This window comes from Pseudomonas zeae, assembly GCF_014268485.2.
In the GTDB taxonomy this organism is placed as follows: domain Bacteria; phylum Pseudomonadota; class Gammaproteobacteria; order Pseudomonadales; family Pseudomonadaceae; genus Aquipseudomonas; species Aquipseudomonas neuropathica.
The window spans coordinates 1,504,809-1,520,032 of record NZ_CP077090.1 but is presented as its reverse complement, the minus strand read 5'-3'; the positions used below and the strand labels follow the sequence as shown (position 1 = coordinate 1,520,032).

The window sequence follows — 15,224 nt, the reverse complement described above, 5'->3', positions numbered from 1 at the left end:
GCGGCATAAATGGACGGTTTGCCCCTAGGGCCGATGCTCGCGGTATTTGTCCTGCTGATTTTATGGTCGGGGCTGTTTACCGCCGTCGAAATCGCGCAGCAGCACCTGCTTGCGCAACGCACCGCCTCGCGCGCCAGCGACAAACCGCTGGCGAAGCTGAGCTTCCCGCTCGACAGCCTTATTCTCTGCAATACCCTGTGCCGCGCTCTCGCGGTCGTCATCGCGACACTGCTGGCGATTTTCCTCTGCGAAGAAAACGGCCCATGGGCTGCGTGCCTCGGTGCCGGCGCCATCCTGCTGGTGTTTGCCGATTACTTCCCGCGTACGGTTGCCCAGCGCTACCCCGATGCGGTGCTGGCGTTTGGCAATACCTTGCTGACCGTGCCACTGAAGATTGTCTATCCGCTTGCCTGGTTGTTCAGCCGTATCAGCGGTTTGCTGATGAGTCCGTTTGCGCGCAAGGTTCAGGTGGTGCAGCAAAGCGAAGATGACTCTCCCGTCGATCGCTACGACGATCCAGAGCATCCATTGCGCGCGCACCCGGTCTCAGGCATTCATGCGTTGGACAACATCACGGTCAACGACATCCTGGTGCCGCGCAGTGACGTCGACGGCATCAACCTCGATGACTCGATCGAAGAAATCATCGAACAACTGCGGCATAACAAGCGAACACGCCTGCCGGTGTTCCATAGCGACATCAATCAGGTTGAAGCGGTGCTCAACACCCGGCAGATCCGGCACCTGCTGAACAACGGTGATCTGACGCGCGAAGCGCTGCTGGCCGCCAGTTACGAACCGTACTTCGTGCCGGAAAGCACGCCGCTGCAACTGCAACTGCTGAACTTCCACAAGCAGCAGCGGCGCCTCGGCATGGTCGTGGATGAGTACGGCGAAGTGCTCGGCATCGTCACGCTGGAAGACATTCTCGAAGAAATCGTCGGCGAGTTTGAAAGTGAGCACAGTCTGGATAATCCGCATATTCATCCGCAGGGCGATGGCCGCATGGTCATTGACGGTGCCGCGTCGATCCGCGAGTTGAACAAGTGCCTGGGTTGGCATTTGCCGAGCGATGGGCCGAAAACGCTGAATGGGCTGGTGACTGAAGCATTGGAGACGATTCCGGAAAGTGCCGTTTGCTTGAAGATCGGGCGTTATCGGCTGGAGATTCTTGAGACTGAAGAGAACCGGGTTAGCAAAGTGCTGATTTGGCATACCTCTTCTGTGCCTGCTTTGGTGCCTGCCCGATAAAAATCAAAAGATCGGGCCGCGTTCGGACGATCTTTTGCTCTTGTTTGATTGTTAGCCTCCTTCCTATAATCGAAACGCTTATCCAAGCCCCCGCCAAACCTTGTGCTTACCCCGCACCCAACAGGTTTCGGCCATTTCTGTTGTACTCCGGCGACTGTTCCTACCTGAAACAGCGACCGCGCCTCATCCCACATCCCTGGGTGCTCGACCATAATAATTCGCTCCAATGGAGCTCATGACTGTCAGGGATCACCGCATGACGACCAGTACCGCTTACAGCGCCACCGCGCCTGCCCAGCCGACCAACTCCGCCACCCGCGTGGCCACGGCAAGTTTTATCGGCACGGCCATCGAGTTCTACGACTTCTATGTTTACGCCACCGCCGCCGCTTTGGTGATCGGGCCGGTGTTCTTTCCACAGACCTCTGGCACCGCGCAGATGCTGTCGGCGTTCCTGACCTTCGGCATTGCCTTCCTCGCTCGACCGCTGGGTTCGGCGCTGTTCGGCCACTTCGGTGACCGTATCGGGCGCAAGTCGACGCTGGTGGCCTCGCTGCTGTTGATGGGCGTGTGTACGACACTGATTGGCGTACTGCCGGGCTACGCCACCATCGGCGCATGGGCGCCGATTCTGCTGTGCGTGCTGCGTTTCGGCCAAGGGTTGGGATTGGGTGGCGAATGGGGCGGTGCCGCCCTGCTCGCCACGGAAAACGCGCCGAAGGGCAAACGTGCGTGGTTCGGCATGTTCCCGCAGCTCGGGCCTTCGATTGGTTTTCTCGCAGCAAACGGGCTGTTCCTGACCCTGGCCATGACTCTCACTGACGAGCAGTTCCGCAGTTGGGGCTGGCGGATTCCGTTTCTGCTCAGCGCAGCGCTGGTGATGGTCGGTCTGTATGTGCGATTGAAACTGCATGAAACACCGGTGTTCGCCAACGCCATCGCTCGCCAGGAGCGGGTGAAAATACCGCTGGTCGAGCTGTTCAGTCAGTACTGGGCGCCGACATTGCTGGGCGCGGCGGCGATGGTGGTCTGTTATGCGCTGTTCTATATCTCGACGGTGTTCTCCCTGAGTTACGGGGTTTCCACACTTGGCTATAGCCGCGAAACCTTCCTCGGGCTGCTGTGTTTTGCCGTGCTGTTCATGGCTGCCGCGACACCTTTGTCAGCCTGGGCCAGCGACCGTTACGGGCGCAAACCGGTGCTGATCATCGGTGGCGTGCTGGCGATTCTTTCCGGGTTCCTGATGGAGCCGTTGCTGACTCAGGGTTCGACCTGGGGCGTGGCGCTGTTTCTGTGCATCGAGCTGTTCTTGATGGGCGTGACATTCGCACCGATGGGCGCGCTGTTGCCGGAGCTGTTTCCGACTCACGTGCGTTATACCGGTGCTTCGGCGGCGTATAACCTGGGCGGCATTGTCGGGGCCTCGGCGGCGCCGTTCTTTGCGCAGAAACTGGTGGCGATGGGCGGTTTGAGTTATGTCGGCGGGTATGTGTCGGGGGCGGCGGTGCTGAGTTTGATTGCGGTGTTGTGTTTGAAGGAAACCCGCAATAACGACCTGAATCAGGTTGCCTGACAGAAGATCAAAAGCTTCGCGAGCAGGCTCGCTCCCACAGTTTTTTGGGGTTGGTCACAGATTCTGTGTTCACCCAATCCCATGTGGGAGCGAGCCTGCTCGCGAATGTCGCAACTCGGTTTAGAGCTCGACCACAACAGCCTGAGCAGCACGGGTCGCCTTGGCACGAGCGGCTTCGATCGACTCATCCCGCGCCAGCGCCACGCCCATGCGGCGCTGGCCATTCACTTCCGGCTTACCAAACAGACGCAACGCCGTATCCGGCTCGCTCAACGCCGCGCCGAGGTTGGCGAATGCGGTCTGCGTCGACTGCCCTTCCACCAGAATCACCGCCGAAGCCGACGGCCCGAACTGACGGATCAGCGGCACCGGCAGGCCCAGAATTGCCCGAGCGTGCAGCGCGAACTGCGACAGATCCTGCGAAATCAAGGTCACCAGGCCGGTGTCATGCGGACGCGGCGAAACTTCGCTGAACCACACCTGATCACCCTTGATGAACAGCTCAACGCCGAACAGACCACGGCCACCCAGCGCCTCAGTTACCGCTTTGGCAACGCGCTCGGATTCAGCCAGGGCAATCGGACTCATGGCTTGCGGCTGCCAGGATTCCTGATAGTCGCCCTTCTCCTGACGGTGACCGACCGGCGCGCAGAACGTGGTGCCGCCGATGTGGCGCACGGTCAGCAGGGTGATCTCGTAATCGAAATCGATGAAACCTTCGATGATCACCCGGCCTTTGCCGGCGCGACCGCCCTCTTGCGCGTAATCCCATGCCTTCTGCACGTCATCAGCGCTACGCAGCAGGCTCTGGCCTTTGCCCGACGAACTCATGACTGGTTTGACGACGCATGGGAAGCCCAGGTCCTGAACGGCTTTGCTGTAGTCCTCGAAGGTGTCGGCAAAGTGGTACGGCGAGGTCGGCAGATCCAGCTCTTCAGCAGCCAGACGACGGATGCCTTCGCGGTTCATGGTCAGTTGCGCAGCGCGCGCGGTCGGGATCACGGTGAAGCCTTCGGCTTCCAGTTCGACCAGTGTGGCGGTGGCGATCGCTTCGATTTCCGGCACGATGAAGTGCGGTTTCTCGGCTTCGATCACGGCACGCAGGGCAGCGCCGTCGAGCATATTGATCACGTGACTGCGATGGGCAACCTGCATGGCTGGCGCATTGGCGTAGCGATCGACGGCAATCACTTCAACGCCCAGGCGTTGCAGCTCGATCACCACTTCCTTGCCCAACTCACCACAGCCACACAGCAATACGCGGGTCGCGGTTGGCGACAATGGAGTTCCGATACGGGTCATCTCAGGTCCTCAAAGAAGCGGATCATCGAGGAAAGCAACGCCAGACGCGCTTTCCATGGGGAGAAAGCGCGGCATTTTACATGAACCTGAGGCTTTGGCTTCAGCCGGCGACGGCCTGTTTACGCTCGCGCCAGGCCATGATCAGCCAAACGGCAGTGACGCCGGCGAATTTCGAAGCCAGAGCGGTGATGATCACCGGCGGCGTCAACAGGTCGATCATGCCGAAGAAGATGAAGGTATCGAGCGGAATACTCAGCGCCGAACTGATCCACAAGCGGTCGCGCAGCGGCCGTTTGGTGATGCTGAACACCAGCCAGTCGATGCACTCGGAGACCGCGAACGCCGTGGCACTGGCCAGGGCAATGGAAGGATCGGAGGTGACGTAAGACAGCACCAGCGCCGCCAGCATCGCCACGATCGCGCCGTGACCGAAGCGGGTTTGCACCATGTCGCGCAACACGAACACCAAGCCGCCCCAGGCCGACCAGATGATGTCCAGGTGTGGCGCGGTGGAGAAGGCGAAGTTGATCAGCACAACGCTGCTGATGTAGGCGATGAGGAAAATCATGGAGGTGACCTGTCAGATTGGCGCACAGATTACTGGACCGGCAGATCAAGAGCTACCCCCTCCCCCCAGCCCTCTCCCCCAAGGGGGCGAGGGGGAAAGGGAGCAGATCTTCGTTGAATCGACTCCCGAGTTCGACTCGATAACGCAGTTCGGTGCAGCTCGAACAATCCCGTTCCTTCAGGCGAGGGGAAAGGGAGCAGATCGGGGGCTTTTCAAACTTGAGCTCGACTCAATCGTTCAGGGCGGCGTATAGCGAAAGACACCTCACCCTAACCCTCTCCTTCTGGGAGAGGGTTAGGGTGAGGGCACCCCCAAGCCGATCACGATTTCGAAGGGATCATCCACACCAACCCACTCGCCTTCGCCCGCTCATGACACAACCCAAGCACCACGCGGCGCTCGTCGTTGGTCATACGGCCCCAGCGGGTGATCTCCGCGACCGTACGCTGGCAGCCAGTACAAATGTCATCCTCATCCAGCGCACAAATATTCACGCATGGCGAGGCGACCGGTCTTTCGGCTGTGTTCATTCTTCCTGCTCAACCAGATCGCGGGCATAACGCTGGGCGTTATGCACATAGTGGGCGGCGCTGGCTTCGAGCATCTTCTTCTGCGGCTCGGTCAGCTCGCGCACGACTTTGCCCGGCGAGCCCATCACCAGCGAACCATCCGGAATTTCTTTGCCTTCACCAATCAGCGAGTTGGCGCCAATGATGCAGTTCTTGCCGATCTTCGCGCCGTTGAGAATCACCGCGTTGATGCCGATCAGGCTGTAATCGCCGACGGTGCAGCCGTGGAGCATGGCGTTGTGGCCGATGGTCACGCCGGTACCGATGGTCAGCGGAAAGCCCATGTCGGTGTGCATCACCGTGCCGTCCTGGACGTTGCTGTTCTTGCCGATCAGGATCAGTTCGTTGTCGCCGCGCAGCACGGCGTTGAACCAGACGTTGGCGCCCTCTTCGAGTTTGACCTTGCCCACCAGTACGGCATTGGGGGCGACCCAGCTTTGTGGATGGGTCTCGACACGGGCGTCGCCCAAGCGGTATTTCATCTTGTTTTCCTCAGGGCTCACGGTGAATGGCCATTCTGCCGATGGCTCAGGTATTGATGCGTTCAAATATCAAGAAAGCTTTTCGGCGGTTGGTGCAGGCTGATCTTGGCGTCATAGAGCAGATTGATCAACTCGACGATCATGATCGCCGTCAGCCCCCAGATCTTGTACTCGCCAAAGCGGTAGCTCGGCACGTACCAGCTGCGACCCTGATAGTCGATGCGGTGCGTGTGTTCACGGGGGTCTTTGCGGAAGAATTCCAGCGGCACAGTGAACACCGCAGCAATCTCGGCATCGTTGGCCAGATACTCGACAAAATCAGGGATGACGCCGACATACGGCGTGACCTTGATGCCGTGCAGGGAGATCAGCGGACTGAGCGGGCCGATGATTTCAACCAGGCCGGGGGGCAGGCCGATCTCTTCTTCAGCTTCGCGTAGCGCGGTGAAGATCAGGTCGGGGTCTTCCGGGTCGCGACGGCCACCGGGGAACGCGACTTCGCCGCCGTGGGTCGAGAGCCCGCTGGCGCGCAGGGTCAGTACCAGTTCCGGCTCGTCACTGCGGGTGATCGGCACCAGAACGGCGGCCTCGGGGAAACGGGTGTCAGTCTCCAGCGTGCGCGGTGTGTGGTTGCTAACCCTATGCAGTAGCTCGTCCAGCATGAGTGTTCTCGATCTGTGCCTTACTCTGCATCATGCACCAATCGTTGCAAGCGCCCAAGCCCCCGAAACCCGCCGTGTCGCGAAACGACAACTTGCCGACCGGCACCGCTGCACGCCAAGATAGGCGCAGCATTCAGGAAGCCCAGCATGAAATTTTGCAGCCACTGCGGTAACCCGGTCACCCAGCGCATTCCCGAAGGCGATTCGCGGCTGCGATTTGTCTGTGACAGCTGTCAGACCATTCACTATCAAAACCCCAATATCGTCGCCGGTTGCGTGCCGACCTGGGGCACGAAAGTGTTGCTCTGCCGCCGCGCCATCGAGCCGCGTCTCGGCTACTGGACCTTGCCCGCCGGCTTCATGGAGAACGGCGAGACCATCGAGCAGGCCGCCGTACGCGAAACCGCCGAAGAAGCCTGCGCCCGGGTACGCAACCTGAGTATCTACACGCTGATCGACGTACCGCACATCAGTCAGGTGCATGTGTTCTTCCGCGCCGAACTGGTCGACCTGGACTTTGCCGCCGGCCCCGAGAGCCTCGAAGTACAACTATTCGACGAAGCCGACATTCCCTGGGACGAGCTGGCTTTCCGCACGGTGGGGCGTACCTTAGAATGCTTCTTCGCTGATCGGCGTATCGAGGCGTATCCGGTTCGGTCGGAATCGATTCCTCCGTTGGCGCAGCCGGTCATTATTTAATCAAGACATTGGCGTGATGGCCGACAAAAAGATCGCAGCCTTCGGCAGCTCCTACCTGTACACATACATATAAAATGTTGGTTATCCGCGTCACTCCCTGGGGAATCGTTTCAATGCGCTGGTTGCTTGCCCTGTTTTGCCTGTCGTTCGTTACCGTCTCCCAAGCGTCATTCGTGACCACCGTGACGCCGTCGAATACCCCGCTCATCGAGAAAGTTCTGGTGCTCAAAGCGGCTCATCAACTGCAGTTGATCGCCGACGGCAAGCCGTTGAAGACCTATCGCATTTCCTTGGGCAAAGGCGCGAAGAAAGGCCCGAAGCTGATAGAGGGCGACAAGCGCACGCCAGAAGGTTTCTATTGGATCGACTGGCGCAAGACCAGCGACAAATTCAATCTGTCGATGCACATTTCCTATCCGAACATCAGCGATTCGGCCCGCGCCCGGCGTGAAGGCGTCGAGCCCGGCGGGATGATCATGATCCACGGCACGCCGGATTCGGAAGAGACCCCGGAAGACCTGTTCCACACCCTCGACTGGACTGACGGCTGCGTCGCCATGCGCAACGTTGATATGCGCGAAGTATGGAACCTGGTGCCGGACGGCACGATGGTTGAAATTCGCCCTTAACTTCCTCACGACCATTGGTCGGCATTAAAAAATAAATCAAAAAGATCGCAGCCTCCGGCAGCGCCTACAGAGGTGATACCACTCTCAACTGTAGGCGCTGCCGCAGGCTGCGATCTTTTGCTTTTTATAGGTCAACACTAATACCACTTGAAACCACACCCCCTAAAACCCGCCATTCCATTGGGCCAAAGCCTATTTTCGCGCGTTGACATGGTATTCAAGTGGTATTAATTTCCGCCCCACAAGCGAGCCACAACAATCCTATACTCGCGACGGAAATGCCCTACATGAACGACCTCCATACCCTACGCCCGGACGACTCCCAGCCGACGCCGCTGTACCTGCAGCTAGCGCGCAATCTGGAAGCAGCGATTCATGCCGGGCAGTGGAAGTCCGAACAGGCGATGCCTTCGGAGCGCAACCTCAGCGAGCAACTGGGAATCTCCCGGGTGACGGCACGCAAGGCGCTGGAAGTTCTGCTCGATCAAGGCCTGATTCGTCGCCTGCAAGGTTCCGGCACTTTCATCACCCCTCGCCTCGAACAACCGCTGTCGCGCCTTTCGGGTTTCAGCGAGATGCTGCGCCTCAAGGGCTTCGTGCCCAGTTCGCAATGGCTGGAACGCGAAGTCACCCTACCGACCCACGAAGAACTGATCCGCCTCAGCCTATCGCCCAACGACAAAGTCGCGCGCATGAAGCGTCTGCGCAAAGCCGATGACACGGTCATGGCCATCGAAATGAGCACCCTGCCCGCCTCGATCATGCCCAAGCCGCAACTGGTCGGCGATTCGCTCTACGAATACCTCGACGGCATCGGCAAGCCGATCGTCCGCGCCCTGCAGCACATCCAGGCGATCAACGCCTCTGACGAGTTCGCCGCGCTGGTCGGCATTGCCCCCGGCACCGCGATGTTGCTGATGACCCGGGTCGGCTACCTCGAAGACAACACCCCGATCGAAGTCACCGACACCTATTGCCGCAACGACTACTACGACTTTGTTGCAGAGCTTCGTAGATAAAGAGCTGCGTCGATAAGCGCAGTCACAAGCGAGAACCAAAATGTCCGAAGACAACATCCTTACCGCCAGCGGCTGGATTCGCGGCCGGCTGGTCCACGAACACGGCAAAGTCGTGTCGATCGAAGGCGTGCCCTGCGATCCGGCCGACAATGACCTGCCGTATCTGCTGCCGGGTTTCATCGATCTGCACGTCCACGGCGGCGGTGGCAAAGACATCATGGAAGGCGCCAGCGCCTTCGAGACCATCACCAGAACCCACGTGCGTTTCGGCACCACCTCGCTGCTGGCCACCACCATGACCGCGCCGAGCGCCGAGATCTCCAGCGTCTTGAAAGAAGTCGGAGAGTTCTGCGAACAGCGTCCGCAAGGTGCCGCGCGAGTCCTCGGCGTACACCTCGAAGGCCCGTACATCAATCCGGGAAAACTCGGCGCGCAACCGAACTTCGCCCACACCGCGTTAATGGCCGAAGTCGAAGAATATCTGGCACTGGCGCCGATCCGGGTGATCACCATCGCCCCGGAAATCGCCGGCCACGACGGTTTGATCCGTGAACTGAGCAGCCGTGGCGTGCGCATGCAGATCGGCCACACCCTCGGCAGTTACGAAGAAGGCGTCGCCGCCCTCGATGCCGGCGCGACCAGTTTCACCCATCTCTATAACGCCATGAGCCCGCTGCATCACCGCGAGCCGGGCATCGTCGGCGCCGCACTGGCCCACGCCAAATTCGCCGAGCTGATTCCGGATTTGCTGCACGTGCATCCCGGTGCGATCCGCGTGGCCTTGCGCTCGATCCCGTGCCTGTATTGCGTGACCGATTCGACCGCCGCCGCCGGCATGCCCGACGGTGAATACAAGCTCGGCAGCCACACCGTGACCAAATGCCTGGGCGGCGTGCGCCTGCCCGACGGCACCTTGGCCGGCAGCACCCTGACCATGGATCAGGCCCTGCGCAATCTGGCGAAGATCGGTTTGCCGATCGCGGAAGCCTCGCAACGTCTGTCGCAATTCCCTGCCGACTATCTCGGCATCACTGAACGCGGGCGCCTGCAACCAGGGGCCTGGGCCGACTGCGTGCGGCTGGATCGCTCACTCACACTGACCGCCGTCATGGTCGAAGGAGAAGACATTGACTTCAAAAATGCTTGAGGAGGCGCTGTCCTCGTTCGAGGCCGTGCAAGCCCAACTGCAACAGCTCGACCCGCAAATGATCGAAATTGCCGGGCGCCTGCGCCGTCAGCCACCGCAAGTGGCAATGACTGTGGCGCGCGGCAGCTCCGATCACGCGGCGAGCTACTTCGCCTACCTGACCATGCAGCAACTTGGCGTGCCGGTGGCGTCGTTGCCGATGTCGGTGGTGACCATGCAGCAGGCGCCATTGAAGGTCAGCGGTCAGGTCGCGTTCGCCTTTTCCCAGTCGGGGCAGAGCCCGGATCTGGTCAACAGCCTGCGCCTGTTGCGCAAGCGTGGCGCGCTCAGTGTGTCGATGGTCAACGCCGCCGATTCGCCACTGGAAGCCGCGTGTGAATTCAGCGTTCCCCTGCTCGCCGGAACTGAAAGCAGCGTCGCCGCGACCAAAAGTTTTATCGCCACCCTCAACGCCAGCGCCCGTTTGATCGCGCACTGGAAAGAGGACAGCGAATTGCTCGAAGCCGGCAACGCCCTGCCTGAAGGCCTGCGCGAAGCGGCGAAACAGGACTGGAGCGTGGCCATCGAAGCGCTGCGCGATTGCCAGCGTCTGATGGTCATTGGCCGTGGCGCCGGTTTTGCCATTGCTCAGGAAGCGGCGCTGAAATTCAAGGAAACCTCGGCGATTCAGGCCGAAGCCTTCAGCAGCGCCGAAGTGCGTCACGGCCCGATGGCGCTGATCGACGAACACTATCCGTTGCTGGTTTTCGCCCCACGCGGTGCCGAACAGGCCGGCCTGCTGAGCCTCGCCGCAGAGATGCGCCAACGCGGCGCCCGCGTGTTGCTGGCCGCACCGGATGACGTGACCGAGCGCGACCTGACCCTGACCCGCGCCGAACACCCGGCCCTCGATCCGATTCTGGCGATCCAGAGTTTCTACGTGATGGCCGCCGGTCTGGCGGTGGCCCGTGGCATGGACCCGGATCAGCCGCGCCACCTGAGCAAAGTGACCCGCACGCACTAAGTCCGAATGACTGCACACCTGATGAGACCGAGCCATGCACAACAACAATAAAGAGCTGACCCTCAGCGCCCCGCTCAGCGGCCCGGTGCTCACGCTCGCCAAAGTCCCGGACGCGGTGTTCGCCAGCGGCGCCATGGGCGACGGCATTGCTATCGACCCGATCAACGACACGCTGTATTCGCCGTGCGCCGGAATGATCATTCACGTCGCGCGCACCGGCCACGCGCTCACCGTGCGTGCCGACAACGGCGCGGAGATCCTTCTGCATCTGGGCCTCGATACCGTTGAGTTGAACGGCGAAGGCTTCTCGATGCTGGTCAAGGATGGCACCCGCGTCAGCAAGGGCCAGCCGTTGTTGCGCTATGACCTGGACAAGGTCGGCCAGCAATGCAAAAGCCTGGTCAGCCTGTTGATCCTGACCAACAGCCAGGATTTTCAGGTGCGGCCGATTACGCTCAAAGCAGTGAAAGTCGGCGAGCCGTTGCTGCACATTATTGCGCGCAACGGTTTGGCGGCGAGCGCAGCAGTCATCGACGGACCTGAGGTTCATGGCCATGTTCTGGTGGCCCATCGCGGTGGTTTGCATGCCCGCCCGGCTGCGCTGATTCGGCAAACTGCGCAAGGGTTCAAGAGCCAGTCGCAACTGCACTTCGCCGGCAAATCGGCGCCGTGCAACAGCCTGATCGGTTTGATGGGCCTGGCCGTTGGCGAGCAGGATGAGGTGCAGGTCAGTTGTCAGGGGCCAGACGCTGAAGCGGCGTTGCAAGCGTTGCTTACGGCGTTGGCCACCGCGCTGCCGGATGATCATCACGCTGCGGCGCCGGTGAGTGTCGCGTCGCTTAAACGCCCGGCCGAGGCTGGCGTGTTGCACGGTGTCTGCGCCGCGCCAGGACTGGTTGGCGGGCCGCTGTTTCGTTTGAACGCGATCAATTTGCCAGCGGATGCGGGTAATCATGATCCGCTGCAGCAACAGCAGCTGCTCGACACGGCGCTGACTCAGGTCCGCAACGAAATCGACGCCACCCTCGCGCAAGCGAAAAAACACAGGAATGCCGACGAAGAAGCGATCTTCGCCGCGCATCTGGCTCTGCTGGAAGATCCGGCGCTGCTTGATGCTTCGCAACACTCCATCGAACAAGGCACTGCAGCCACTCACGCCTGGAGCCAGTCAATCGACGTGCAGTGCGAAATGCTGCAGCACACCGGCAGCGCGCTGCTGGCCGAGCGCGCCAACGATCTGCGTGACCTCAAGCAACGGGTGTTGCGTGCGTTGCTCGGTGAGGCGTGGCATTACGATGTACCGGCCGGCGCCATTGTTGCCGCTCATGAACTGACGCCTTCGGATCTGCTGCAACTCAGCGCGCAAGGCGTTGCCGGGTTATGCATGGCCGAGGGTGGCGCGACTTCACACGTGGCGATTCTCGCTCGCGGCAAAGGTCTGCCGTGCATGGTGGCGCTGGGTTCTGCCTTGCTTGATCAGCGACAAGGCCAAGCGGTGGTGCTCGATGCCGACGGAGGACGCCTCGAACTGACGCCAAATGCCGAACGCCTGGCTGAAGTTCAGCAGGCGCAAATTGATCGTCAGCAACGCCGTGACGCACAGCAAGCCAAGGCTCACTTGCCGGCAGAAACCCGCAACGGCGTGACCATCGAAGTCGTCGCCAACGTTGCCTCCAGCGGTGAAGCGGCAGATGCCTTCGCCAACGGCGCTGATGGCGTTGGTCTGTTGCGCACTGAGTTTTTGTTCGTCGATCGTCAGACCGCGCCGGATGTCGAAGAACAGCGTGCGGCCTATCAAGGCGTACTGGATGCGATGGGCGATCACTCAGTGATCATCCGCACCATCGACGTCGGCGGCGACAAGCAACTCGACTACCTGCCGCTGCCCGTCGAGGCCAACCCGGTGCTCGGCCTGCGCGGCATTCGTCTGGCTCAGGCGCGCCCGGAAATCCTCGACCAGCAACTGCGCGCGCTGCTGCAAGTCAGCCCGCTGCGCCGTTGCCGGATCCTGTTGCCGATGGTCACCGAAGTGGATGAGTTGCTGCACATCCGCCAACGCGTCGATGCGCTGTGCCAGGAGATGGGCATCACCCAACGCCCGGAAATCGGCGTGATGATCGAAGTCCCTGCCGCCGCATTGCAGGCCGAACAACTGGCCGAACATGCGGACTTCCTTTCCATCGGCACCAACGATCTCTCCCAATACACCTTGGCCATGGACCGCGACCACGCCGGCTTGGCCGCTAGGGTCGACGCCCTGCACCCGGCGCTGCTGCGCCTGATCGCCATGACCTGCGAAGGCGCGGCGGTGCACAAGCGTTGGGTCGGCGTCTGCGGCGCCCTCGCCTCCGATCCGCTGGCCACACCCGTTTTGATCGGCCTCGGCGTGAGCGAACTGTCGGTCAGCCCAGTGCAGATCGGTGAAATCAAGGACCGCGTGCGTCAACTGCACGAAGCCGAATGTCAGCGCCTGAGTCGCGACCTGCTCAAGCTGAGCAGCGCCGCCGCCGTGCGTCACGCCTGCCACCAGCATTGGCCGCTGTCCTAACAACAAGCTCTCTATAAAGAGCCGGGAGAACCACCATGTACCAACTCTTCATCGAAGGCCTGCAACGCCTCGGCCGCGCGCTGATGCTGCCGATCGCGATCCTGCCGATTGCCGGCCTGCTGCTGCGTCTGGGTGATACCGACCTGCTGAACATCGCGATCATCCACGATGCCGGCCAAGTGATCTTCGCCAACCTGGCGATGATCTTCGCCATCGGCATCGCCGTCGGTTTCGCCAAGGACAACAACGGCACCGCCGGCCTCGCCGGAGTGATCGGTTATCTGGTGATGATTTCCACGCTCAAGGTGCTCGACGCGAGCATCAACATGGGCATGCTCGCCGGGATCGTCAGCGGCCTGATGGCGGGCGCGCTGTACAATCGCTTCAAGGACATCAAGCTGCCGGAATACCTGGCGTTCTTCGGTGGCCGACGGTTTGTACCGATTGTCACCGGGTTCGCGGCGGTCGGCCTCGGTGTCGTGTTCGGCTATATCTGGCCGCCGATCCAGCACGGCATCAACGCGTTTGGTGCGCTGATGATGGAAAGCGGCAGTATCGGCGCGTTCGTGTTTGGCGTGTTCAACCGCCTGCTGATCGTCACCGGCCTGCACCACATCCTCAACAACATGGCGTGGTTCGTGTTCGGCAACTTCACCGATCCAACGACCGGTGCTCTGGTGACGGGTGACCTGTCGCGCTACTTCGCCGGCGACCCGAAGGGCGGCCAGTTCATGACCGGCATGTTCCCGATGATGATCTTCGGCCTGCCCGCCGCGTGCCTGGCGATGTATCGCAACGCCCTGCCGGAACGGCGCAAGGTGATGGGCGGGATTTTTCTGTCGATGGCTTTGACGTCGTTTTTGACTGGGGTGACCGAGCCGATTGAATTCGCCTTCATGTTTCTGGCGCCGTTGTTGTATCTGCTGCATGCGCTGCTGACCGGGTTGTCGATGGCGATCACCAATGCGCTGAACATCCATTTGGGCTTTACCTTCTCTGGCGGCTTCATCGACATGGTGCTGGGTTGGGGGCGTTCGACCAATGGCTGGTTGGTGATTCCGGTCGGGCTGGCGTATGCCGTGGTGTATTACGCGGTGTTTGATTTCTGCATTCGTCGCTTCAACTTGAAGACGCCGGGGCGTGAGGATGTGGCGACGGCTGAAAAAGCGGTTTTCGCGGAAAACGAACGCGCCGGGGCTTACATCAAGGCACTCGGGGGTGCAGACAACCTTGTGACTGTCGGTGCCTGCACTACGCGGTTGCGACTGGAAATGGTGGATCGCAACAAAGCGTCCGATGCAGACCTGAAAGCATTGGGTGCGATGGCCGTTGTGCGTCCAGGCAAGGGTGGCAGTTTGCAGGTGGTGGTCGGTCCGCTGGCCGACAGCATTGCTGATGAGATTCGCCTGGCGATTCCGGCGTTGGGGCGTGCGGTTCTTGCTGAACCTGTTGCGGTTGTCGAAGAGCCGAAAGCGGTTGTGGTCGCAGGCACCGAAGCTCAGCAATGGCTGAATGCGCTGGGTGGTGGCGACAACGTGCTGCAACTGGATTGCATTGCCATGAGCCGGATTCGCTTGCTGTTGGCGGATGGCAAGGCGCTGTCCGAGGCGCAGTTGAAGGAGCTGGGTTGTCAGGGTGTCAGCCAGTTGGAGGGTGGGGTTTGGCATTTGCTGGTGGGGGATAAGGCGGCGAGTTTGAGCGGGGCGATTGAGGTGTTGGTCAATCGCAGTGAGGTCAGTGCCAAGGTCTGAGCCTTTACATCAGGCTCTACT

14 protein-coding genes are annotated in these 15,224 nt (G+C 60.8%); 9 read left to right on the top strand and 5 right to left on the bottom strand.

Annotation, left to right across the window (positions count from 1 at the left end):
- Positions 1-9 precede the first annotated feature (9 nt).
- Together HU754_RS06605 and HU754_RS06600 are read left to right on the top strand one after the other, a co-directional pair.
- Positions 10-1,251 (top strand): transporter associated domain-containing protein, encoded by a 1,242-nt coding sequence (locus tag HU754_RS06605; RefSeq protein WP_186621935.1) that lies wholly within the window; start codon positions 10-12, stop codon positions 1,249-1,251.
- Positions 1,252-1,507: 256 nt separating this feature from the next.
- The gene (locus HU754_RS06600; RefSeq protein ID WP_186621928.1) at positions 1,508-2,824 is read left to right on the top strand and encodes an MFS transporter; all 1,317 of its coding nucleotides are present in this window, start codon (positions 1,508-1,510) and stop codon (positions 2,822-2,824) included.
- Positions 2,825-2,944: 120 nt separating this feature from the next.
- Here the strand turns inward: HU754_RS06600 and purT are convergent, their stop codons facing one another.
- The 5 genes from purT to HU754_RS06575 form a co-directional block, all read right to left on the bottom strand.
- Positions 2,945-4,126: a formate-dependent phosphoribosylglycinamide formyltransferase gene (purT, locus tag HU754_RS06595; RefSeq protein WP_003221968.1), complete on the bottom strand. Its 1,182-nt coding sequence runs from the start codon at positions 4,124-4,126 to the stop codon at positions 2,945-2,947.
- A gap of 100 nt (positions 4,127-4,226) precedes the next feature.
- On the bottom strand, positions 4,227-4,694 hold the full coding sequence (locus HU754_RS06590) for a VUT family protein (RefSeq protein ID WP_016986366.1): 468 nt from the start codon (positions 4,692-4,694) through the stop codon (positions 4,227-4,229).
- Between the two features lie 320 nt (positions 4,695-5,014).
- Positions 5,015-5,224, bottom strand: a complete 210-nt coding sequence (locus HU754_RS06585) for a DUF1289 domain-containing protein (protein ID WP_093436849.1) — start codon at positions 5,222-5,224, stop codon at positions 5,015-5,017.
- Entirely contained in the window at positions 5,221-5,745 is a 525-nt protein-coding gene (locus tag HU754_RS06580) for a gamma carbonic anhydrase family protein (RefSeq protein ID WP_186621926.1), read from the bottom strand. The genes HU754_RS06585 and HU754_RS06580 overlap by 4 nt, the downstream gene beginning before the upstream one ends.
- Positions 5,746-5,807: 62 nt before the next feature.
- Positions 5,808-6,407, bottom strand: coding sequence for a CoA pyrophosphatase (locus HU754_RS06575; RefSeq protein WP_099758082.1), 600 nt, complete (start codon positions 6,405-6,407; stop codon positions 5,808-5,810).
- 147 nt (positions 6,408-6,554) lie between these two features.
- Between HU754_RS06575 and HU754_RS06570 the strand changes: the two genes are divergently transcribed.
- The 7 genes from HU754_RS06570 (at position 6,555) to nagE (ending at position 15,203) form a co-directional block, all read left to right on the top strand.
- Positions 6,555-7,106, top strand: coding sequence for an NUDIX hydrolase (locus HU754_RS06570; protein ID WP_007909002.1), 552 nt, complete (start codon positions 6,555-6,557; stop codon positions 7,104-7,106).
- Between the two features lie 113 nt (positions 7,107-7,219).
- Positions 7,220-7,735 (top strand): L,D-transpeptidase family protein, encoded by a 516-nt coding sequence (locus HU754_RS06565; RefSeq protein WP_007909004.1) that lies wholly within the window; start codon positions 7,220-7,222, stop codon positions 7,733-7,735.
- A gap of 287 nt (positions 7,736-8,022) precedes the next feature.
- Complete coding sequence (locus tag HU754_RS06560; RefSeq protein ID WP_116254598.1) at positions 8,023-8,754, top strand: GntR family transcriptional regulator; 732 nt, start codon at positions 8,023-8,025, stop codon at positions 8,752-8,754.
- Positions 8,755-8,794: 40 nt separating this feature from the next.
- Positions 8,795-9,901: an N-acetylglucosamine-6-phosphate deacetylase gene (gene nagA / locus HU754_RS06555; RefSeq protein ID WP_186621924.1), complete on the top strand. Its 1,107-nt coding sequence runs from the start codon at positions 8,795-8,797 to the stop codon at positions 9,899-9,901.
- On the top strand, positions 9,882-10,904 hold the full coding sequence (locus tag HU754_RS06550) for an SIS domain-containing protein (RefSeq protein ID WP_186621916.1): 1,023 nt from the start codon (positions 9,882-9,884) through the stop codon (positions 10,902-10,904). Before nagA ends, HU754_RS06550 begins: the two co-directional genes overlap by 20 nt.
- A 34-nt stretch (positions 10,905-10,938) precedes the next feature.
- Positions 10,939-13,452, top strand: coding sequence for a phosphoenolpyruvate--protein phosphotransferase (ptsP, locus tag HU754_RS06545; RefSeq protein WP_186621914.1), 2,514 nt, complete (start codon positions 10,939-10,941; stop codon positions 13,450-13,452).
- A gap of 35 nt (positions 13,453-13,487) precedes the next feature.
- The gene (gene nagE / locus HU754_RS06540) at positions 13,488-15,203 is read left to right on the top strand and encodes an N-acetylglucosamine-specific PTS transporter subunit IIBC (RefSeq protein ID WP_186621912.1); all 1,716 of its coding nucleotides are present in this window, start codon (positions 13,488-13,490) and stop codon (positions 15,201-15,203) included.
- Positions 15,204-15,224 lie beyond the last annotated feature (21 nt).

Excerpts from the sequence above, each read along its gene's own strand:
- HU754_RS06605 (WP_186621935.1), top strand. The coding sequence starts at position 10 with ATGGACGGTTTGCCCCTAGGGCCGATGCTCGCGGTATTTGTCCTGCTG.
- HU754_RS06600 (WP_186621928.1), top strand. The coding sequence starts at position 1,508 with ATGACGACCAGTACCGCTTACAGCGCCACCGCGCCTGCCCAGCCGACC.
- purT (WP_003221968.1), bottom strand. The coding sequence starts at position 4,126 with ATGACCCGTATCGGAACTCCATTGTCGCCAACCGCGACCCGCGTATTG.
- HU754_RS06590 (WP_016986366.1), bottom strand. The coding sequence starts at position 4,694 with ATGATTTTCCTCATCGCCTACATCAGCAGCGTTGTGCTGATCAACTTC.
- HU754_RS06585 (WP_093436849.1), bottom strand. The coding sequence starts at position 5,224 with ATGAACACAGCCGAAAGACCGGTCGCCTCGCCATGCGTGAATATTTGT.
- HU754_RS06580 (WP_186621926.1), bottom strand. The coding sequence starts at position 5,745 with ATGAAATACCGCTTGGGCGACGCCCGTGTCGAGACCCATCCACAAAGC.
- HU754_RS06575 (WP_099758082.1), bottom strand. The coding sequence starts at position 6,407 with ATGCTGGACGAGCTACTGCATAGGGTTAGCAACCACACACCGCGCACG.
- HU754_RS06570 (WP_007909002.1), top strand. The coding sequence starts at position 6,555 with ATGAAATTTTGCAGCCACTGCGGTAACCCGGTCACCCAGCGCATTCCC.
- HU754_RS06565 (WP_007909004.1), top strand. The coding sequence starts at position 7,220 with ATGCGCTGGTTGCTTGCCCTGTTTTGCCTGTCGTTCGTTACCGTCTCC.
- HU754_RS06560 (WP_116254598.1), top strand. The coding sequence starts at position 8,023 with ATGAACGACCTCCATACCCTACGCCCGGACGACTCCCAGCCGACGCCG.
- nagA (WP_186621924.1), top strand. The coding sequence starts at position 8,795 with ATGTCCGAAGACAACATCCTTACCGCCAGCGGCTGGATTCGCGGCCGG.
- ptsP (WP_186621914.1), top strand. The coding sequence starts at position 10,939 with ATGCACAACAACAATAAAGAGCTGACCCTCAGCGCCCCGCTCAGCGGC.
- nagE (WP_186621912.1), top strand. The coding sequence starts at position 13,488 with ATGTACCAACTCTTCATCGAAGGCCTGCAACGCCTCGGCCGCGCGCTG.